Genomic DNA, 20,538 nt, shown 5'->3' with positions numbered 1-20,538 from the left:
CGCCTGCGGGACCCGCGCCCTCGCTTCCACGGCGGGCATAGCACAGGCGCGGCGGTTTGCGCGCCGCGCGCCGCGCCCGTCTCCGTCAGCGGCGGCCCGGCACGATGATCGGGGCCGCGGGCGCGCTCGGCCGGAACAGGTCGCTCCGCTGGATCTGCATCCGGGTCTGGTTGCTGTCGAACTGCTGGCGCTGCTCGATGCCGCGGATCTCGCTGCGGGTGGAGAGCCGGTCGTTCGTGGCGTTGAGGCTGTTGATGGCGCCGTTGGAGGATTGGGCGAGAGCGGGACCGGCGGCGAGGAGCGCCAAGCCGGCGAGGATCAGGGCGGGGGAGCGATGCATGGCGGTGTCCTTGTCGGGTGCATTGTGATGGCTTGATCTGGTGAGGCGACTCGCCGGTGGGAAGGCGGGTTCCCGAAGCCGGGGTTTCTGCGACGCTGCGTGAGACTGCCGCATCGATCGTCGGCAGAGGCGCCGTAGAGGACGCACGGTCGCCGGCATCCGGCCCTGGTTGGGGGAAGTCCCGGGTTGGGGGAAGTCCCGGGTTGGCGGCAGTCCCGGGTTGGCGGACCGTGCTGCCCGCGGCCGAACACGTCGTGCAGGCGCTTCCGGGATACGGTCTCCGATATCATCCGAGCCGAGGTCGGGCATCTTCCGGAGAGCCCGCGACCCTCGACGCCGTTCGCGTTTTGGTCCAGGGATGCGGGATGACTCAACGCTTCGACGCGGCCGGCCCCACCGCCTCCGACGCCGCCCCGACCTCCATCGCCGCCCGTGCTATGGCCTCCCTGCGGCCGCAGGGCTCGCCCTACCTCGAAGGGCTGAACGCCGAGCAGCGCCGTGCCGTCGAGGCGACGGACGGGCCGGTCCTCGTGCTGGCCGGGGCCGGCACCGGCAAGACCCGGGTGCTGACGACGCGGATCGCCCACCTGATCGCCACCGGCAAGGCGCGGCCCTTCGACATCCTCTCGGTGACCTTCACCAACAAGGCCGCCCGCGAGATGAAGCACCGCATCGGCGGGCTCATCGGGCCGGCCGGCGAGGGCATGCCCTGGCTCGGCACCTTCCACTCCATCGGCACCAAGATCCTGCGGCGGCACGCGGAGCTGGTGGGCCTGCGCTCCGACTTCACCATCCTCGGCATGGACGACCAGCTTCGCCTGATGAAGCAGGTCATCGTCGACCAGAACATCGACGAGAAGCGCTGGCCGGCGCGCGCCCTGTCCTCGGCCATCGACGGCTGGAAGAATCGCGGCCTCCTGCCCGAGCAGGTGCCGCCGGGCGAGGCCCAGGCCTTCGCCTTCGGCAAGGGCGGCGCCCTCTACGCCGCCTACCAGGCCCGGCTCCTGACCCTCAACGCCGCCGATTTCGGCGATCTCCTGCTGCTCTGCCTGAAGCTCTGGCGGGAGAACCCGGACGTGCTGGAGAACTACCAGCAGCGCTTCCGCTACATCCTCGTGGACGAGTACCAGGACACCAACGTCGCCCAGTACCTCTGGCTGCGGCTGCTGGCGCAGGGCCACCGCAACGTCGCCTGCGTCGGCGACGACGACCAGTCGATCTACGGCTGGCGCGGCGCCGAGGTCGACAACATCCTGCGCTTCGAGCACGACTTCCCCGGTGCCGTGGTGGTCCGCCTGGAGCGCAACTATCGCTCCACCGGCCACATCCTCGCCGCCGCCTCCGGCCTGATCGCGAAGAACGAGGGGCGGCTGGGCAAGACGCTCCGGACGGAGGACGTCGCCGGCGAGAAGGTGACCGTCTCGGGCGCCTGGGATTCCGAGGAGGAGGCGCGTCAGGTCGCCGAGGCGATCGAGAGCCTCCAGGCCAAGCAGCATCCCCTGTCGGAGATCGCCGTGCTCGTGCGCATCTCGGCCCAGATGCGCGAGATCGAGGACCGCTTCGTCCAGCTCGGCCTGCCCTACCGGGTCATCGGCGGCCCGCGCTTCTACGAGCGTGCCGAGATCCGCGACGCGCTCGCCTACCTGCGCGTCACCGCCAACCCGTCCGACGACCTCGCCTTCGAGCGCATCTTCAACACGCCGAAGCGCGGCCTCGGCGACGCCACCCTGCAGGCCCTGCACGCCTACGCCCGGGCCGAGCGGGTGCCCCTGCTCCAGGCGGCGCGCCTCGTCGTGGAGACCGACGAGCTGAAGCCCCGCGCCCGCTCCGGCGTGCGCGCCCTGGTGGAGAGCTTTTCGCGATGGTCCCGGCTGGTGGGCACCCAGCCGCATCCCGAGGTGGCCCAGACCATCCTGGAGGAATCCGGCTACACCGAGATGTGGCAGAAGGAGAAGTCGGCCGACGCCGCCGGGCGCCTGGAGAACCTCAAGGAGTTCGTGCGCTCCATGGAAGAGTTCCCGGACCTCGCCGCCTTCCTCGAGCACGTCTCGCTCGTGATGGAGGCCAGCGAGCAGGAGGGGGCCGACCGGGTCTCGCTGATGACGCTCCACGCCGCCAAGGGGCTGGAATTCGACACCGTGTTCCTGCCGGGCTGGGAGGACGGCCTGTTCCCGAACCAGCGGGCGCTCGACGAGAGCGGCCGCGCCGGCCTGGAGGAGGAGCGCCGCCTCGCCCATGTGGGCCTGACCCGGGCCCGCAAGCGCGCCAAGCTGTCGTTCGCGGTCAACCGGCGCATCCACGGCCTGTGGTCCTCCACGGTGCCGAGCCGCTTCATCGACGAATTGCCCGAGGGCAGCGTCGACGTGATCGACGCGCCCGCCCACTTCTCGGCCGGGGCCTCGCGCTTCGACCGCAACCCGACGCCCTTCGGCTCGTCCTACGGTACGCCCGGCTGGCAGCGTGCCCAGGCCAACACGGCGCAATCCGGCAACGCCAACGGCTACGGGGTCGGCAATCGGCCGCCCGCCGGCCGCGGTGGCCCGCGCCAGATTGAGGGCGAGCTCATCGCCAAGTCGACGGGCGCGCCGTCCGCCTTCAGCGTCGACATGCGGGTGTTCCACACCAAGTTCGGCCCCGGCACCGTCGCGGGTGTGGACGGCAACAAGCTGACCGTTGATTTCGACAAGGCCGGCCGGAAGATGGTCCTCGACAGCTTCATCCAGGCGGCCTGATCGCGGGGCGCCGGTGGCTGCGAAGGGCGGGGCGCGGATGCGGACTGCGTCTTCTACGACACAGCACCGGACAATCGGCCGCGGCGGCGCATTTGTTCCCGCAGCGCAGCATCGGCGTAGAATTTTTACATCATTCCCAAGAATAGTTGCTGTCACGCCCCTGTCGCGCCCGGCGCGGCATGGTGCGTGCAACGCGAAATCCTGCGGTCATCGGGACCGCATCGGGAATCCACAGGCTTGATGGACCCGCCCGGAACTTGAGGGCGGTCTCCGGATTGGCTGTGAAGCGGGCGAGGCAGAAAGGATCGCCGGAACGGGATCGGTCAAAGAATGATGCGAAGCAAGTTCAGCAAGTCAGGCTCAGATTAAATCCAGGTTGGCAAGTCCGGTTGGAGTGTTGATCGATGAAGAGACGCCGCGCACGACTTGAACTCGTTGAGGACCGTCCGGTCCGACTGCACAAGACCCGCTTCGACGAAGAACGCAACCTCAGTCCGATCCAGCCCCTCACCGACCGGCAGGCGCAGTATCTCGACGCCCTCGCCCTTCACAAACAGGTCATCGTCCTCGGACCCGCCGGCACCGGCAAGACCTTCATCGCCGGGACTCGCGCCGCCGATCAGCTCCGCCAGCGCCGCATCGCCAAGGTGATCATCACCCGGCCGAACGTTCCCTCGGGCCGTTCCCTGGGCTTCTTCCCCGGTACGCTGGAAGAGAAGATCGCCCCCTGGGTCGCGCCGCTGACCGAGACCATGAAGGAGCGCATGGGCGAGGCCGCCTTCGAGATCGCGGTGAAGACCGGCGACATCGAGGTGGTGCCCTTCGAGGTGATGCGCGGGCGCACCTTCAAGAACTGCCTCGTGATCCTCGACGAGGCGCAGAACACCACCACCGCCGAGATCAAGATGTTCCTCACCCGCATCGGCGACGATTGCCAGGTGATCATCAACGGCGACGTGTCTCAGACGGATCTGCGCGAGACGTCGGGGCTGCGCACCGTGATCCATCTGGTCAAGAGCCGGATGATGCCGATCCCGGTGGTAGAATTTACCCTCGACGACATCGTCCGCTCGGGAATTTGTGCTGAGTGGGTCCGGGCTTTCGAGGAAACGAATCTCTGAGTTGCGGGTTGTCTGCGGCGGGCCGGAACGGGGCCTGCCGCTCACTCCGGTGCGCGACCTCAGTTTCTCGGCATCCTGTGCGAGAGATCCAACCGGGTGCCGCGCTCGGACAAATGAGAATGGGAGTCTTCACGTGAGGAAACTGACCCTTGCCTTCGCCGTGCTCGCCTCGCTCGGCGGTGCCAGCCTCGCCACCTCCGCCTCGGCCGCGCCCGGCGCGCCGATGGGCGTCACCGCCCCCGAGACCGTGTCCACCGTGCAGATGCGCATGGAGCGCCGGATGGAGCGTCGGATGATGCACCGTCGCATGGAGCGCCGCATGATGCGCCGTCACATGGAGCGCCGCATGATGCACCGTCGGATGGACCGTCGGATGATGCACCGGATGTGATCGGTCGCCCGATCTGACCGGTCTGGAGAAGGGTCCCTCGCGGGACCCTTTTTCGTTGGGCGCCGGGCTGCCCCGCGTCGCGGCCGGGCACCGCCTCGGGCCGCGGTCTGCTAGGAGGCCCCCTCGTCGCGCCGGGGCGCGACCGATCGGGAGCGGCCGACCGTGACCTTCCAGACCTGGTGGCTGTTCCTCAGCGCCGTCTTCCTCCTGTCCGGGACACCCGGACCGAACATGCTGCACATCCTGGCCCGCAGCGTCCGCGTCGGCCTGCGCCGCAGCCTGGCCGCCATGGCCGGCTGCCTGAGCGCGGTGATCCTGGTGCTGATCGCCTCGGCCGCAGGCCTGAGCGCGGTCCTCCAGGCCTCACCGGTCCTGTTCGATGGCCTGCGCTATGCCGGCGTCGCCTACCTGATCGTCCTCGGCGTCCGGGCCTGGCGCGGACGGGACGGGGCGCTGGGCGTGCCGGGCGCGGAGGGGCGGCCGATGCCCCGCGTCGGGCCGGCGCGCCTCTACCGCGACGGCCTGCTGATCGGCCTGAGCAATCCCAAGCTCCTCCTGTTCGCCAGCGCCTTCCTGCCGCAATTCGTCGAGCCGACGCGGCCGCAGGTCCCGCAATTCGCGATCCTCGTCGTGACCTTCGCGGGGGCGGAACTGTTCTGGTACGCGGTCTACGCGCTGGGCGGGCGACGGCTCGCCGCGTCCCTGAGCCGCCCGGCGCTGCGGCGCGCCTTCGACCGGATCACCGGCGGGATCTTCCTCGGCTTCGGCGTCATGCTCCTCGGCACGCGCTGAGCCGGGGCGCCTCAGTTCTTGGACGTGGTGGAGCCGGTGGTCTTCGGCGAGGCGGCCGCGGCGGCCTTCTGCGCGGGCCTCGCGACCTTCTCCTCGTCCGCCTTGCCGGCCTTGGCCGGGGCGAGCGCGGCGTGGGCCGCCTTCGCGGGGACGTGCTTCGCGGCCGGCTTGGATGCGACGGGCTCCGGCTCGGCCGCGGCCACGGCCGGGACGGTGGCGGCGTCCGTCGCCGGGGTCGCCGGCGTGCCGTTGCTGAACAGGTTGCCCAGGAGCTTCCTGTAGGCGGCCGGGTCGCCCTCGGCATCGGCCACCATCACGCGGGCGGGCTTGGCCGGTTCGGCGACCACGGGTTCGGGCTTGGGCGCAGGAGCGGCCCCCTTCCGGGCGAGGCTGGCGGCGGCGGCCTTGGTGGGGATCGGGGCGGCCGCGGCCATCATCACTGGTCGGCCCTTGGCGTCGACCTCGATCTCGCGCTCGCCGGCGGCCAGGCTCTCGGGACGGCTGACGTCCCCGAGCTTGTGCTGGGCGTAATCCTTCGGATCGAAGGGCAACTCGGGCTCGGCCGCCGGCTTGCCGAGGCTCGCGAAGGTCAGGGTGTTGGCGGGCGTCTGCGGGCCCCGGAACACCGGGTTCTGGCTGCCGTCGTCGTAGACGAGGCGGGTGGCCGGCGTGCCCTTGGCGATCAGCTCGGCGATCTCGCGGTTGTCGCGCTCGCGCTTCTCCGCCACCTGGGGCTCGACCTTCGGCGTGCAGGCGCCGGCCGCCGCATCGGCGCCGCCGAAGACGTACTTCGTCCCGCACAGGCCGACGCGCGGCTCCTCGCGCAGGGCCTCGAAATAGTCCGAGCCCTCCTTGAGGTTCTTCCAGAACGGGGCGTTGGGGTCGTTGCGGAACTTGGCGATGTTGGCCGCCGTCATCCGGAACGGGTAGGACTGGAACTGGAACGCGCGCTGGCCGCCCGCGAAGGAATCGCGCGCCAGGGCGTAGATCTCGCCCATCGACTCGTCGGTCATGGCAAAGCAGCCCGACGACGAGCAGGTGCCGTGCACCATGATGTAGTTGCCGGTGCGCCCGTTCGCCCGGTCGTAGGCGTTCGGATAGCCGGTGTCGAAGGACAGGTAGTAGGACGAGTTCGGGTTCATCTGACCCGGCGTCACGGTGTAGAAGCCTTCCGGCGCCTGGCGGTCGCCCTGCTTGGTCTTCGGGCCGAGCTGGCCGGACCAGCGGCAGATCGGGAAGGTCTTGAGGAGGGCGTACTGGCCGTTGGTGCCGCGCTTCCACACCTCCATCTCCGCTTCCCGCTTGTAGGCGCGGATCAGGATGGGGTCGTTCTGCGACATGCCCTTCTGGGCCATCAGCGCGAGGGTCTTGGGAGGCACCGGTGCCAGGGCCCGCAGCGGAACGCCGCCGCCCGTCGATCCGTCCTGGCAGGCGCCGAGTGACAGAGCGATCAGAGCGAAACCGGCGGCCACGAGTGGGCGCATAGCCATGGGGAACCTATCCTCAGTCACGCAGTCCCGGGCTCGCGCCCTGGCATGCCACTCCCCAACCCCTTAGCGTCGTTAAACTTACCCGGTTGTTACCGCAAGGCGACGCCGTCCGCGGCCCGGGCGGGGTGTGGATTGCGGACATCACCGCCTGTTCGACCCGATCCTGCCGCATTCGGTGCCGCGCACGATGCGCTCGCGGAGAGAGGATTGATTCCGCAGGTGTTTCCCCGATCAGGCGCCGTGCGTCGGTATGGCGAAACCTTGGCAGGCTCACCTGAACGAAACCGTCTTTGGTTCCGCGCCCGATGAGCGACGGAATGTCGCGGTCTCAGAGTTTGCGACCGATCTCCAGGAACTTCGCCGCGCGCCGATCGCGGATCTCGTCGGCACCGAGCCCCTGGAACTCCACCAGGGCGCTCTCGATGGCGGCTCCCGTCGCCTCGATGGCGGCCTCGCGCCCGCGATGGGCGCCGCCCGTGGCCTCGGGGATGATGCCGTCGATGATGCCGAGGCGCAGCAGGTCCTGGGCGGTGATCTTCATGGCGGTCGCGGCGTCCGAGGCCCGGCCCTGGTCGCGCCACAGGATCGAGGCCGCGCCCTCCGGCGAGATCACGCCGTAGATGGCGTGCTCCAGCATGAGCACCCGGTTGGCGGTGGCGAGGGCGATGGCGCCTCCCGAGCCGCCCTCGCCGATGACCACGGCGACGTTGGGCACGCCGAGGGCGAGGCAGGCCTCCGTCGAGCGGGCGATGGCCTCGGCCTGCCCGCGCTCCTCCGCCTCGATGCCCGGGAAGGCGCCGGCGGTGTCGACGAAGGCGAGCACGGGCAGGCCGAAGCGGTCGGCGAGCTCCATCAGGCGGACGGCCTTGCGGTATCCCTCGGGCTTGGCCATTCCGAAATTGTGCCGCAGGCGGGTCTCGGTGGTGGAGCCCTTCTCCTGGCCCAGCACGCAGACCGGCCGGCCCCGGAAGCGTCCGAACCCGCCGACGATGGCCTGGTCCTCGCCGAAGGCGCGGTCGCCGGCGAGCGGGCTGAAGTCGGTGATCAGACCGGCGCAGTAGTCGATGAAGTGCGGCCGCTGCGGATGCCGGGCGACCTGGGTCTTCTGCCAGGGCGTCAGGGCGGCATAGATGTCCGACAGGGCGGCGGCGGCCTTGGCCTCCAGGCGCCCGACCTCCTCGCTGATCGAGACCGCGCCGTCGCGGGCGGCCATGGCCCGGAGCTCCTCCAGCTTGGATTCGAGCTCGGCCACCGGCTTCTCGAAATCGAGATAGGAGCGCGTCACCGACATGGGTCAGGGATCCTTGTTCGTCGCCATCGCGCGCGCGGCGGCCGGGGCAGGGACGAGTGCGGCGGAGGGCGTGCGGGAAAAGCCGCGACTGGGCGGGGGGTGTTGGCGAAGGAACTCCGCCTGTCAACCATCGAAGGAGTTCGGCCGGTCGGTCACGACGGTGCGACGCCTGACAACGGACCCGCTTCGTCCGGTCCGCCGGATGGCGATCACACCGGCCTTCGGTCATGGTGGCGTCACCCGCATCGGGCAACCATCGGTTGGGCGTTCGCCGACCGGCGGGTCGGCCCCCGCGACGCGCGCAGGATGGAGTGTCCCGGCCGATGAGAGAGTACCGCTCGTGACGACCTCTTCCGGCGGCACCAACGTCCTCGTCCTCCAGGGCGGCGGGGCGCTGGGCTCCTATCAGGCCGGGATCTACGAGGCGCTGGCGGCCGACGGCCTCGGGCTCGACTGGGTGGCCGGCATCTCCATCGGCGCCATCAACGCGGCCCTCCTCGCCGGCAATCCGCCGGAGCGCCGGCTCGACCGCCTGAAGGCCTTCTGGGAGCTGGTCTCCTCCGGCGTGCCCGGAACCCCGTGGCTCCCGGGCGATCAGGCCCGGGCGGCATTCAACGAGGCGAGCGCCGGCTGGATCGCCACCTTCGGCGTGCCCGGCTTCTTCAGGCCCCGGTTTCCGCCCGCGACCTTCTTCCCCGCCGGAGCGCCGGAGGCCCTCAGCTACTACGATACGGCGCCCCTCAGGGAGACGCTGGAACGCTTCGTCGACTTCGACCGCATCAATGCCGGCCCGGTCCGCCTGAGCGTGGGCGCAGTCAATGTCCGCACCGGCAACTTCGCCTACTTCGACAACCGCCGCGATCGCATCACCCCGGAACACATCATGGCCTCCGGCGCCCTGCCTCCGGGCTTCCCGCCGGTGACGATCGATGGCGAATCCTATTGGGACGGCGGCATCGTCTCGAACACGCCGCTGCAATACGTCCTCGACGTGGAGCGTGGGCGCGATCTCACCGTGTTCCAGGTGGACCTGTTCCCGGCGCGCGGGGCCATGCCGCGGTCGCTGGTCGATGCCGCCGAGCGCGAGAAGGACATCCGCTTCTCCAGCCGGACCCGGCTCAACACCGACATGAGCCTCCAGATCCGCAAGGCCAAGGCGGCCACGCGCAGCCTCCTGGCCAAGCTGCCGCCGGAACTGTCCGACGATCCCGACGTCGCGTTCCTGAGGGACATCAGCCACGACAACGTCGTGACGATCCTGCAGCTGATCTACCGGCGCAAGGCCTACGAGCGGAACTCGAAGGACTACGAGTTCTCGCGCGCGACCATGCGGGAGCATTGGAGCGCCGGGCTCGACGACATGCGGCGCTCCCTGCGCGCGCCCGCCTGGCGCGACCGCCGGGCGGATGCCGGCGGCATCGCCGTGTTCGACCTCACCCGCGACGGGGCGACCTGAACGGCCCCACCTTCCGAAGGGAGACACGCCCGTGACCCGCGACGAGATCCTCCAGGTTCCCTCGATGCCGGCCTTCAGCCCGAGCTATCCGCGCGGACCGTATCGCTTCCTCCGGCGCGAATACCTCATCGTCACCTACGAGACCGATGCGGACGCCCTGCGCCGGGCGCTGCCCGAGCCCCTGGAGCCGCACCCGGACAACCTCGTCTACTACGAGTGGATGAAGATGCCGGATTCCTCCGGCTTCGGCGATTACGAGGAGAGCGGCTCGGGCGCCCTGGCCACCTTCGACGGCGAGCCCTGCAACTTTTCGATCCAGATGTATCTCGACGACGAGCCGCCGATCACGGCCGGCCGCGAGATCTGGGGCTTTCCGAAGAAGTGGGGCGTGCCCCGCCTCAAGCTGACCAAGGACACCCTCACGGGCACCCTGCACTACGACGACGAGCGGGTCGCGATGGGCACCATGACCTACAAGCACCGCAGCCTGGAGCATGACCTGCCGGCGGTGAGGCAGGGTCTCGGCAAGCTCAACGTCAACCTCAAGCTGATCCCGGATGTCGGCGGCGGCCCGAAGGTCGCGCAACTCGTCGGCTATCGCCTGGAGGACATCACCGTCCACGGCGCCTGGGAGGGCAAGGCCCGCCTCCACCTGATTCCGCACGTGAACTGCCGGGTGGCCGACCTGCCGGTGCGCCGCATCGTCGGCGGCCGGCACATGGTCGTCGACTTCACATTGCCCTACGGGCAGGTGCTGCACGATTATCTCGCCTGACCGGACTGCCGTCCGCGTCGTGCCCGCCGGTCGGCCGGGTACGGGGCACGGATGGTGTTCGACCCGATGAACGTCCGACGAACCAGCACCCCCGCATCGGACGAGCGCTTCAAGGAGGCTTCCATGATCCTGAAATCCAAGACCGCCGTCGTCACCGGCTCCACCAGCGGCATCGGCCTCGCCTGCGCCCGGGCCTTTGCCAAGGAGGGGGCCAACATCGTTCTCAACGGCTTCGGCAAGCCCGAGGACATCGAGGCGGCGCGGGCCGGAATCGAGTCCGAGTTCGGCGTGAAGGCCGCCTATTCGCCGGCCGACCTGACCAAGCCGGGCGAGATCGAAGGACTGATCCGCCTCGCGGAGGAGACCTACGGCTCCGTCGACGTGCTCGTGAACAATGCCGGCGTCCAGCACGTCTCGCCGATCGAGGACTTCCCGCCGGAGAAGTGGGAGCAGATCATCAGCCTGAACCTGTCCTCGGCCTTCTACACCATGCGGGCGGCGATCCCGGGCATGAAGCAGCGCGGCTGGGGGCGGATCATCAACACCGCCTCGGCGCACTCGATGGTCGCCTCGCCCTTCAAGTCGGCCTACGTGGCGGCCAAGCACGGGCTCGTCGGTCTGTCGAAGGCCGCGGCGCTCGAGGTCGCCACCCACGGCATCACGGTCAACTGCATCTCGCCGGGCTACGTCTGGACGCCCCTGGTCGAGAGCCAGATACCCGACACCATGAAGGCGCGGGGGATGACCAAGGACGAGGTCATCAACGAGGTGCTCCTGAAGGCGCAGCCGACCAAGGCGTTCGTGACCATCGACCAGGTGGCGGCCCTGGCGGTGTTCCTCGCCTCCGACGCGGCGAGCCAGATCACCGGCGCGAACATGGCGATGGATGGCGGCTGGACCGCACAGTAGGGCGGTCGCATAACGTCCCCGCCCTGTCGGACGGGGACGCGGATCGGGTTCAGCGGCGCCCGTGCAGCAGCAGGGCGAGGCCGTAGCCGACGGCGCCCGCGATCACGAGGGCGATGAACGGATTCTCCTCGACGCGGTGGCCGACCACCCGGCCACCGTCGCGCAGGTAGCCGCCGCCGCGCTCGTAGGCGTCACCGGCGTAATCCGAGACGTTGTCGGCGACGTCGCGCAGGGTGTCCTTGGCCTGCCCGTAGATGTCCTGCGCGCGGCCCTCGGCCTCGCGATAGCGGCCCTCGGCCGAGCTGCGCGAGGACCCCGCGAGGTCTCCCGCGGCGCTCTGAACCTTGCCGCCGAGCTCCTTGGCGGTGCCGACGATGCGATCCGTATCGACCATGGTCTCTCTCCTGAACGCGGATGATGCGGGCCACCCGTCCGGGGTCGGGGGCGCCCGCATCCGACGTTCACAGAACGCCCGACGGCGCGAAGGGGACCCATGCGGCGGCTGAAAATCTTCCGGCGCCGGCGAAGGATCGCGGGGTGTTCCGCTCAGCGGCCTGCGCGGCCGCGCAGCACGAGCCGGCGCGCCACCTCGGCGCAGCCCCGGGCGAGAGCCTCCTCGGGGGCTTGGCGACGGGGCCGCACGGGCGCCTTCGCCGGCCGCCGTGTCCGGGGCGGCAGCGGGATGTGCACGAACAGCGCCGGCGGACCGTCGCGCAGGGCGCGGAAATAGGTGGCGTTGCAGAGGTAGCGCCCCGCATCCCGCGAGGGGATCGCGGCGATCCCGTGCCCGCGCAGCGCCGCGAGCGCGGGACCCGCCGCGGAGGAGCGGCGCGCGGGCGGACCCTCCGTCTCAAGGGTGAGGCGCGACGCGATCCGGCCGGAGGCATCGGGGAAGAGCCGGCTGGTGCGGTTGCGGCCCTGCAACTCCACCCGGGCCCGCCTGGCGCGGGTCGCGACGCCGAGCATCAGGATCGCGGCCGGCGCCCCGGCCAGGGCCGGCTCCAGCATGTCGGGGATCGCCGCGTAGGTGGTGGATAGGATCAGCACGCGCACCGGAACGCCGCCGAGCTTCGGGCGCGCGAGTGCCCCGATGCGCCGGGCCAGGGCCGCGCTCGGATTGCGGGGCACGCCGGGAAACGGACCGAAGCCGGTGATCAGCAGCGGCCCCGCCATGGAGGTCAGAGGCCGATCAGCGTGGCGATGGCCTCCGCCCCGGCGGCCGGCGAGGCTTCCCCGCGCCCGACCGCGGCCTCGGCCTCGGCCGTCTGCCGGCGCACGTCAGCCGAGCCGACGAGGCGCTGGTGCAGGCGCTCGTGCACGAGGGCCCACATCCACTTCACGTCCTGGGCCCGGCGCTTCGTGGCGATCTCGCCCGTGGCGGTGAGCTTGTTGCGGTGGTCGACGATCCGCTCCCACAGGCCGTCGAGGCCCTTGTTGTTCAGGCCCGAGATCGTGACCACCGGCGGCGTCCAGGTCGCGCTCGGCGCGGAGAGGATGTGCAGGGCCGCGCGGTACTCGGAGGCGGCGGCGCTGGCCCGGCGCTCGCCCTCGCCGTCGTCGGCCTTGTTGACCGCGATCATGTCGGCGAGTTCGAGGATGCCCTTCTTGATGCCCTGGAGCTCGTCGCCGGCCCCCGGCAGCATCAGGACGAGAAAGAAGTCGGTCAGGTCCGCCACCGCCGTCTCGGACTGGCCGACGCCGACGGTCTCCACCAGGATCACGTCGAAGCCCGCCGCCTCGCAGAGCAGCATGGTCTCGCGGGTCTTGGCCGCGACGCCGCCCAGGGTGCCGGAGGAGGGGGAGGGGCGGATGAAGGCGTTGGGATCGAGGGCGAGGCGCGCCATCCGGGTCTTGTCGCCGAGGATCGAGCCGCCGGTGCGGGTGGAGGAGGGGTCGACGGCGAGCACCGCCACCTTGTGCCCCGCCGCCGTCAGGTTGGCGCCGAGCGCGTCGATGGTGGTGGACTTGCCGACGCCGGGCACGCCGGTGATGCCGACGCGGATCGCGGTGCCGGTCCGGGGCAGCACCGCGTCGATGAGGCCGCGCGCCGCCGCCCGGTGGTCGGGCCGCTTCGATTCGGCCAGGGTGATCGCCCGCGCCAGGGCGGCGCGGTCTCCGGCGAGCAGCCGCTCGCGCAGGGCATCGATGTCGAGGGCGGGAGCGGGGGAGGCGGCCATGGCTGTCTTCTTTGCCGGTCCGGCCGGGTTTCGTCGAGGGGGGCGGCCCTGCGCGCGGGCGCTTCTCCCGCAAACCGGCGTGATCCCGCGGGCGTCCCGGCCTGTGGGTCCGGGGCCACAGCCCCGCCTCTGCCCGCAATCCACATCGCCACGGCCACGCTTCCGCCCCGCCATGGTCACGATCCTGATCGACAGGGTAGCGACGCGCTGCGCCCGTCCCGGGGCCACCACGTTCAGGGCCGCCTTGCACGACATGATCCGACCCATGATCCGCCGCCAGCCTCCCACCCGTCGCGCGCTGCTGCGCCTGGCCGCCCTCTCGGGGGTGGCCGGCCTCGCGTCGGGCCTGGCCGGCTGCGTCGCCGACGGCCTCGTCACCGATGCCGTGGGCGGGGGCGCGCCGGAGCGGCAATCCGCCCTCGACGTCAGCCCGGTCCTGCTCGTGGCCACCACGCGCAGGCCTGTCGGCTCGCCGCCGAAGAGCCCCTACTTCACCTCCGAGCGCGGCCGCGGCCTCAGCTTCGCCGAGGTCCGCCTGTCTGCGCCCGACCGCTCGCTGATCGGCAAGGTCTCCTCCGTGGTGACCGGCGACTGGGCGGTGACGGCGGTGCCGCAGGTCGAGACGGGGCCGGGGGCCGCCGGCGCCTTCGCCCAGGCGGCGCTGGGGCGGGACGTGCTGATCTACGTCCACGGCTACCGCGAGAGCTTCCAGTCGGCGGCGGTGAGCGCGGCCAAGCTCTCGGACGGCATCCGCTTCCGCGGGGCCTCGGCCCTGTTCACCTGGCCCTCGGCCGCCGCGACCTTCGACTACGGCTACGACCGCGAGAGCGCCCTGTGGTCGCGCGACGGCTTCGAGGATCTCCTGAAGGCCCTGGCGAACTCGTCCTCGGGCGGGCGCATCAACATCGTCGCGCATTCCATGGGCACCCTGCTAACCCTGGAGACCCTGCGCATGCTGCGGGCCGAGGCCGGCGAGGCCGCGATGGCCCGCATCGGCGCCGTGGTGCTCGCCGCGCCCGACATCGACATCGATCTCTTCACCAGCGCGGTGGAGCGGATGGGGCCGGATGTGCACAAGATCACGGTGATCTCGTCGACGAACGACCGGGCCCTCGAGCTCTCCGGCGCCATCGCGGGTGGCATTGTCCGGGCCGGCGCGGCCGACCGCGAGCGCCTGGAAGCCCTCGGCGTGCGCGTGGCCGACGCCTCCGATTACGGCGGCGGCCTCATCAACCACGACCTGTTCCTGTCGAATCCCGACGTTCAGGGCGTCGTCAAGCGGGCGATCGCCCGGGCGAGCGGCGGGGCCTGAGGGCCGGCCACCCACCGCAAACCGGACGCGGCCCGCCCGGGCCTTGGCCTGCGCCCCGTTCGCCCCTAAACGGACGGCGGCCCCGAGGCCGCAGACAACAAGGATTCGCGATGTTCACACTCGAGATCGATGGCGTGGCCATCGCGGTCATCAACGGCTCCGAGGAGGTCGCCAACGACCTCTTCACCTGCGATGGCTTCAAGGACGACATCCAGACCATGAAGAGCGACGGCAAGGTGCTGTGGAACGGCACCTCCCCGCTCAAGGTCCGGGCGGCCACCGAGGAGGAGATCGAGATCTTCGAGGACGCCCTCGCCGAGGACGATTCCGAGGAGGACGAGCCCTACGAGCCGGATGCCCGCCATGCCGAGGCCTCGAACGACGACGAGGCGGACGACGAGGACGAGGACGATGCCGACATCGTGTTCCTGGTCGATATCGACGAGGACGGCGGCCTCGATTCCTGATCGACCGCGCGGGAAGCCCCGGCCCGGGATCTCAGCCCCGGGGCGGCGTCGCGCCCGGCGCCGGCCGCGGCCCCTTGGTGGGGATCAGCCCGGGGGGAACCGGTCCGTCGCTCGCTGACCGGGCCGGGGCGGCACGCGCCGGCTCTGGCCTGACCGCCTCGGGCCTGGAACCGTCCGGCTTGGCCGTGTCCGGCTTCTGGGCCGGGCTCCGGCCGGTATCGAGCCGGGCCGGGCTGGCCGGGCTCGGAGCCGCCTTCGGCTTCGGAGACACGATCGTGCCCGTCGCCGCCACGTCGGGCATCGGCACCGCCGGGCTGTCGATGCCGTAGATGTCATCGCGAAAATGGGCGCGGCCGTCCGGGGTCGCGTAGCCGGTGAGGTAGACGAAGGTCACCGGGATCTGCTTGGGCAGCTTGATGTCGAGGCGCTCGTTGGTGGCGATGCTGGTCTCGATCTCGATCGGACCCCAGGTCGAGCCGGGACCGTTGGGGCCGGGCGTGCCCTCGAGCAGCCAGCCGGCGAGTTCCTTCACCTGCGCGACGCGCACGCAGCCATGCGAATGGAACCGCACCTCGCGGGCGAACAGCGACTTCGACGGCGTGTCGTGCATGTAGACCGCCTGCTTGTTCGGCATGTCGATGCGCACCTGGCCCAGGGAGTTCTCCAGGCCGGAATCCTGCCGCAGGGTGTAGTTGGCCGCCTTCTCGCTCGACCAGTCGATGGCGGTGGGGTCCACCTCCACGCCGCCGGGGCCGAGGATGCGGATGCGCTCCCGGGCGAGATAGCCGGGATCCTTGCGCATCTTGGGGATGATCTCCTTCTTGATGATGGAGACCGGCAGGGTCCAGGTCGGGTTGAGGTTCACGTCGGTGATGCGTGCCTCGATCCGGGGCGTCGCCTTGTCGGGCTTGCCCACCACCGCCACGTAGCGGCGCACCACGACCCCGTGGTCCACCGCCTCCACGGTGGCCGAGGGGATGTTCACCACCACGTAGCGGTCGCCGTAGGCGAAGTTCGAGCCGATCTGGCGCGCGGCCGAGGCCGCGAGCTGGCGCTGGCGGGTCGCCGCCGGCACGTTGAGGGCCGCCACCGTCTGGCGCCCGATCAGCCCGGTCTCCGGCAGGCCGTGGCGCGCCTGGAACGCCTTCACCGCCGCCGCCAGGGGGGCGTCGAGCTGGTCGCTCACCGGGGCGTCGGCGGCCAGATCGCCGACGAGCGCGAGGTGCTTGCGCAGGGCCGGGATGGACGGGTGGCTGGCCCCGGGCTTGACCACGAGATCGGCGGGCAGGGCGCTCCAGCCCCCGGCATCGACCATGGCCTGGTAGTGGTCGGCCATCCGCAGGGTGTCGAGGAAGGTCGAGGGGCTCAGGGTCGGCACCGGGTCGGCGGAGACCCGGGCCACCACCAGCGGCGGCAGCTCGCGCGACTTCTTGGCCGGGGCGGCGGCAGGCGCAGGCGTCGCGTCGGCCGCGCTCGGGGCGATGGCCTGCACGGCGGGGGTCGCCGGAGCGGTGCTGGTGAGATTCTCGACCCTGGGGGGCTTCGCGGAGGCGGGCGCGTCCGGCGCGCCCGAGACCTGCGCCGTCGCGGCTCCGCCCAGGGCCAGGAGCAGGGCCAGGGGCGACAGGCCCGCGCGGAGGCGGTGCGGGCGGAGGGCGACGGTCCTGTGGCGCGAAAGCATCGCGAACCTTTCGAGTGGAATGTCTCCCCGACCATGCGCACAGAGGGTTACCAATCTCCTGTCGTGCGGTGACGGAGGCCGGCGGGCGCCCTAACTCCCGCCCCGAAGCGGCAGGGGAGAAGCGGCCATGACCAACCATCCGGCAATCCAGGCGGGGCGGACGGCCGTCGTCACCGGGGCGGCGAGCGGCATCGGACTCGCGGCCGCCCGACGCTTCGCTGCGGCCGGGATGCGGGTCTGGCTCGCCGACCTGCCGGGCGACGCGCTGGAGGCTGCGCGCGCCGAGGTCGCGCGAAGCGGGACGGCGGGGTCCGTCCACGCGATGGCCACGGACGTGGCGCGCCCCGAGGCCTTCGCGGCCCTGAGCGCGGCGGCCGGCGCCGAGGGGCCGCCGGCCGTGGTCCTGCTGAATGCCGGGATCGAGGCCGGGGGACGGCTGTTCTCCGATGCCGAGACCTGGCACCGCATCCTCGACACCAACCTCTGGGGGGTGATCAACGGGATCCAGGCCTTCGCGCCGGCGATGACCGCGGGCATGGAGCCCGGCGCCATCGTGGTCACGGGCTCGAAGCAGGGCATCACCACGCCACCCGGCAACACGCCCTACAACGTCTCGAAGGCGGGGGTGAAGGTCGTGACCGAGGCCCTGGCCCACGACCTGCGCGGCCGCGAGGGCGCCCGCGTCAGCGCCCACCTGCTGATCCCGGGATTCGTCTATACCGGCCTGGCGCGGGCGCGCGGCGTCGACGAGAAGCCGGCCGGCGCCTGGACGCCCGACGAGACGGTGGATTTCCTGATGGCCGGGCTGGCGCGGGGCGACTTCTACATCCTGTGTCCCGACAACGAGACCACCCGGGCCCAGGACGAGAAGCGCATCGCCTGGGCCGCGGGCGACATCATCGAGAACCGCCCGGCGCTGTCGCGCTGGCACCCGGACCATGCCGAGGCGTTCAAGCGGTTCGCCGGGTCGTAATCGGGTGCCGTCTCGCACGCCGCACGGGTGGCGGATGCCTTGCATAGCGCTGCCGGGAAGCCGACACAGCGGGGGCGATTCTTCGCGACCGGCTCCTGGCCGCACAGCCGCGTGCAGCACGACCCGTGGACCGGCCGCCAACCGAACGACCTGCAAACCGAACGGGAGCCGCCCTTGGCCACCATCATCCCCGTCGCCTCCTTCGACTGCGTCGTGTTCGGCGCCACCGGCGACCTGACCACGCGCAAGCTGCTTCCGGCCCTGTACTATCGCTTCAAGGATGGGCAGATCCCGGGAACGAGCCGGATCATCGGTGCCTCGCGTTCGGAGATGAGCGCCGAGGCGTTCCGGGAGCGCGCGCGCGACGCGGTCAAGCGCTTCGTGCCGGCCGGGGACATCAGCGAGGACAGGCTCGCCGCCTTCCTCGACCATCTCGACTACGTCGCGGTGGACGGGGCCGGCGATGACGGCTGGGAGGATTTGGCCGCCAAGCTCGCCGAGCGCCCGGACCAGGTGCGGCCCTACTACCTCGCCACCTCGCCCGACCTCTACGGCTCGATCTGCCAGAACCTGTCGAAGCACGGCCTGATCGGCGAAAAATCCCGCGTCGTGCTGGAGAAGCCCATCGGCAAGGACCTGAAATCCGCCCGCGCGATCAACGACGCCGTCGGCAAGGTGTTTCCGGAAGAACAGATCTTCCGCATCGACCACTATCTCGGCAAGGAGACGGTGCAGAACCTGCTGGCCCTGCGCTTCGCCAACACCATCTTCGAGCGGCTCTGGACGGCCGACGTCATCGACCACGTCCAGATCACGGTCGGCGAGACCGTGGGCGTCGAGGGCCGCGCCGGATATTACGACACTTCGGGCGCCCTGCGCGACATGGTGCAGAACCATATGCTGCAGCTCCTCTGCCTGATGGCGATGGAGAGCCCGCTCTCGCTGGACGCCAACTCGGTGCGCGACGAGAAGCTGAAGGTCCTGCGCGCCCTCAAGCCTATCACCCCGCACGATGTGCAGACCGTGACCGTGCGCGGGCAGTACACGGCCGGCGCCATCGGCGGCAAGCCGGTGGACGGCTACCGCACCGATCTCGGCAACGACGCCGACAGCCGGACCGAGACCTTCGTCGCCCTGAAGCTCGAGGTGCAGTCCTGGCGCTGGGCCGGGGTGCCCTTCTACCTGCGCACCGGCAAGCGGCTGCCCCAGAAGCTCTCCGAGATCGTGGTGCAGTTCCGCGCCTCGCCGTTCTCGATCTTTCCGTCCGAATCCTTCGGGCGCGAGCCCAACCGCCTCGTCATCCGGCTCCAGCCGGAGGAGGGGATCAAGCTCGAGGTCATGACCAAGGATCCGGGACCCGGTGGCATGCGCCTGCGGCCGACCAACCTCGACATCTCCTTCGAGGAGACCTTCAAGCAACGCTATCCCGACGCCTACGAGCGCCTGCTCATGGACGTGGTGCGCGGCAACGCCACCCTGTTCATGCGCCGCGACGAGGTCGAGGTGGCCTGGGCCTGGGCCGACTCCCTGCTCAAGGCCTGGGCCGACCGGCCCGAGCCGCCGCGCCCCTACGCCGCCGGCAGCTGGGGACCCACCGCCGCCATCGCGCTGATCGAGCGCGACGGCCGGACCTGGCACGAGGAGATCCGCTGATCCGGCCTCCGCCCGATCGCCGCGGAGAGGTGGCGCGGGCAGGCCCAAGCGCCGCCTGAGCGACGCCGCGCGCCGCTACCCCATAGGGATCGAGCGCCGAAGGGATCGAGCGGATCTGCCGGAGGCCTGTGCGCAGAACAGGGGTATAGTTCCGAACTCCCTCGACAGGTTCCAGTCGAGGGATTACCAAAGGGGAGTATTTTTCATTCCTGCTGCAGACGTCGCGGACCCATGAACAAGATCGAGACGGGCCTCGGCATCAACCGGCGCTATCTCCACGATGAAGTCGTCGATCGAATGCGCGACCTCATCCGCTCGGGTGAGCTGGAACCACGCGCGCGGATCAACGAGAGCGAGCTGACCGAGCGCTTCGGCATCTCCCGCACGCCCCTGCGCGAGGCGATCAAGATCCTCGCCACCGAGGGCCTGTTGGAACTGCTGCCCAACCGTGGCGCGCGGGTCGCGAGCCTGTCGCAATCCGAGATCGAGGAGATGATCGAGGTCATCGCCGGCCTGGAGGCGACGGCGGCCGACCTCGCCTGCCGCATCATCACCGATGCGGAGATCGACGGGATCTCGCGCGACCACGAGGCGATGGTCGCGGCCTGGCGGGCCGGCGAGGAGGGGGTCTATTTCGCCCTCAACCGGGAAATCCACGAGGCCATCATGCGGGCCAGCCGCAACGCCACGCTCGGAAGCATCTACGACAGCCTCTCGGGCCGCATCCAGCGCTCGCGCTACGCCGTGCACCAGACGCCGGAGCAATGGGAGCAATCGGTGGCCGAGCACGAGCGGATGATCACCCTGCTGCGCGCCCGCGACGGTGAGGCGCTGGCTCCGCTCATGCGCGCCCACATCCGTGCCCGGACCCCGGTGATCGCCGAGAACTTCGGTGCCTCCAGCCGCGAAGCCTCCGGCTCGGCGGCCTGAGACCGTTCATCCTGGGCCGCTCGCGGGCCGACCGGCCTGGACCGAGGA

At 70.7% G+C, this 20,538-nt stretch carries 19 protein-coding genes; 12 read left to right on the top strand and 7 right to left on the bottom strand.

The features are described 5' to 3' along the window. Nucleotides 1-85 precede the first annotated feature (85 nt). Nucleotides 86-340: a hypothetical protein gene (locus tag ASF49_RS09755; RefSeq protein WP_056471445.1), complete on the bottom strand. Its 255-nt coding sequence runs from the start codon at nt 338-340 to the stop codon at nt 86-88. A gap of 365 nt (nt 341-705) precedes the next feature. Between ASF49_RS09755 and ASF49_RS09750 the strand changes: the two genes are divergently transcribed. The 4 genes from ASF49_RS09750 (at nt 706) to ASF49_RS09735 (ending at nt 5,376) form a co-directional block, all read left to right on the top strand. Next, a complete protein-coding gene (locus ASF49_RS09750; RefSeq protein ID WP_056471442.1) occupies nt 706-3,072 on the top strand; it encodes an ATP-dependent helicase in 2,367 nt (788 codons plus the stop codon). 404 nt (nt 3,073-3,476) lie between these two features. Further along, nucleotides 3,477-4,193: a PhoH family protein gene (locus ASF49_RS09745; protein WP_056471439.1), complete on the top strand. Its 717-nt coding sequence runs from the start codon at nt 3,477-3,479 to the stop codon at nt 4,191-4,193. A 133-nt stretch (nt 4,194-4,326) separates the two neighbouring features. After that, nucleotides 4,327-4,584: a hypothetical protein gene (locus tag ASF49_RS09740; RefSeq protein WP_056471436.1), complete on the top strand. Its 258-nt coding sequence runs from the start codon at nt 4,327-4,329 to the stop codon at nt 4,582-4,584. A gap of 162 nt (nt 4,585-4,746) precedes the next feature. Then, nucleotides 4,747-5,376, top strand: coding sequence for a LysE family translocator (locus ASF49_RS09735; RefSeq protein ID WP_056471433.1), 630 nt, complete (start codon nt 4,747-4,749; stop codon nt 5,374-5,376). Between the two features lie 11 nt (nt 5,377-5,387). On the opposite strand, the gene ASF49_RS09730 is transcribed toward ASF49_RS09735, so the two are convergent. Further along, the gene (locus ASF49_RS09730) at nt 5,388-6,866 is read right to left on the bottom strand and encodes a L,D-transpeptidase family protein (RefSeq protein WP_056471431.1); all 1,479 of its coding nucleotides are present in this window, start codon (nt 6,864-6,866) and stop codon (nt 5,388-5,390) included. A gap of 328 nt (nt 6,867-7,194) precedes the next feature. Further along, the gene (locus tag ASF49_RS09725) at nt 7,195-8,157 is read right to left on the bottom strand and encodes an acetyl-CoA carboxylase carboxyltransferase subunit alpha (RefSeq protein WP_056471428.1); all 963 of its coding nucleotides are present in this window, start codon (nt 8,155-8,157) and stop codon (nt 7,195-7,197) included. Nucleotides 8,158-8,497: 340 nt separating this feature from the next. On the opposite strand from ASF49_RS09725, the gene ASF49_RS09720 reads away from it, so the two are divergent. The 3 genes from ASF49_RS09720 (at nt 8,498) to ASF49_RS09710 (ending at nt 11,297) form a co-directional block, all read left to right on the top strand. Next, nucleotides 8,498-9,613 (top strand): DUF3734 domain-containing protein, encoded by a 1,116-nt coding sequence (locus ASF49_RS09720; RefSeq protein WP_056471425.1) that lies wholly within the window; start codon nt 8,498-8,500, stop codon nt 9,611-9,613. Between the two features lie 31 nt (nt 9,614-9,644). After that, complete coding sequence (locus ASF49_RS09715) at nt 9,645-10,388, top strand: acetoacetate decarboxylase (RefSeq protein ID WP_056471421.1); 744 nt, start codon at nt 9,645-9,647, stop codon at nt 10,386-10,388. 123 nt (nt 10,389-10,511) lie between these two features. Continuing rightward, the gene (locus tag ASF49_RS09710) at nt 10,512-11,297 is read left to right on the top strand and encodes a 3-hydroxybutyrate dehydrogenase (protein ID WP_056472612.1); all 786 of its coding nucleotides are present in this window, start codon (nt 10,512-10,514) and stop codon (nt 11,295-11,297) included. A gap of 49 nt (nt 11,298-11,346) precedes the next feature. Here the strand turns inward: ASF49_RS09710 and ASF49_RS09705 are convergent, their stop codons facing one another. From ASF49_RS09705 to meaB, 3 genes are all read right to left on the bottom strand, one after another. Beyond that, a complete protein-coding gene (locus ASF49_RS09705) occupies nt 11,347-11,691 on the bottom strand; it encodes a CsbD family protein (RefSeq protein ID WP_056471418.1) in 345 nt (114 codons plus the stop codon). Between the two features lie 152 nt (nt 11,692-11,843). Then, on the bottom strand, nt 11,844-12,470 hold the full coding sequence (locus ASF49_RS09700) for a pyroglutamyl-peptidase I family protein (protein ID WP_056471414.1): 627 nt from the start codon (nt 12,468-12,470) through the stop codon (nt 11,844-11,846). A gap of 5 nt (nt 12,471-12,475) precedes the next feature. After that, nucleotides 12,476-13,474 carry a methylmalonyl Co-A mutase-associated GTPase MeaB gene (gene meaB, locus ASF49_RS09695; protein WP_056471411.1) on the bottom strand — a complete coding sequence of 333 codons (999 nt, stop codon included), beginning with the start codon at nt 13,472-13,474 and terminating at the stop codon, nt 12,476-12,478. Nucleotides 13,475-13,739: 265 nt separating this feature from the next. Between meaB and ASF49_RS09690 the strand changes: the two genes are divergently transcribed. Both ASF49_RS09690 and ASF49_RS09685 read left to right on the top strand, forming a co-directional pair. Beyond that, a complete protein-coding gene (locus ASF49_RS09690; RefSeq protein WP_056471408.1) occupies nt 13,740-14,786 on the top strand; it encodes an alpha/beta hydrolase in 1,047 nt (348 codons plus the stop codon). 110 nt (nt 14,787-14,896) lie between these two features. Then, a complete protein-coding gene (locus ASF49_RS09685) occupies nt 14,897-15,253 on the top strand; it encodes a hypothetical protein (protein WP_056471405.1) in 357 nt (118 codons plus the stop codon). A gap of 31 nt (nt 15,254-15,284) precedes the next feature. Here ASF49_RS09685 and ASF49_RS09680 read toward each other — a convergent pair whose 3' ends face one another. After that, nucleotides 15,285-16,934 (bottom strand): L,D-transpeptidase family protein, encoded by a 1,650-nt coding sequence (locus ASF49_RS09680; protein WP_056471402.1) that lies wholly within the window; start codon nt 16,932-16,934, stop codon nt 15,285-15,287. Between the two features lie 127 nt (nt 16,935-17,061). Here ASF49_RS09680 and ASF49_RS09675 point away from each other — a divergent pair, with 127 nt between their 5' ends. The 3 genes from ASF49_RS09675 to ASF49_RS09665 all read left to right on the top strand — a co-directional run bounded on the left by ASF49_RS09675 (nt 17,062) and on the right by ASF49_RS09665 (nt 20,490). Continuing rightward, a complete protein-coding gene (locus ASF49_RS09675) occupies nt 17,062-17,907 on the top strand; it encodes an SDR family NAD(P)-dependent oxidoreductase (protein WP_056471399.1) in 846 nt (281 codons plus the stop codon). A 174-nt stretch (nt 17,908-18,081) separates the two neighbouring features. Further along, a complete protein-coding gene (zwf, locus tag ASF49_RS09670; protein ID WP_056471395.1) occupies nt 18,082-19,560 on the top strand; it encodes a glucose-6-phosphate dehydrogenase in 1,479 nt (492 codons plus the stop codon). A gap of 231 nt (nt 19,561-19,791) precedes the next feature. Then, nucleotides 19,792-20,490 (top strand): GntR family transcriptional regulator, encoded by a 699-nt coding sequence (locus tag ASF49_RS09665; protein ID WP_056471392.1) that lies wholly within the window; start codon nt 19,792-19,794, stop codon nt 20,488-20,490. Nucleotides 20,491-20,538 lie beyond the last annotated feature (48 nt).

It is taken from the genome of Methylobacterium sp. Leaf104, assembly GCF_001422885.1.
Classification (GTDB): Bacteria; Pseudomonadota; Alphaproteobacteria; order Rhizobiales; family Beijerinckiaceae; genus Methylobacterium.
This window is presented reverse-complemented; position numbering and strand designations above follow the sequence as displayed.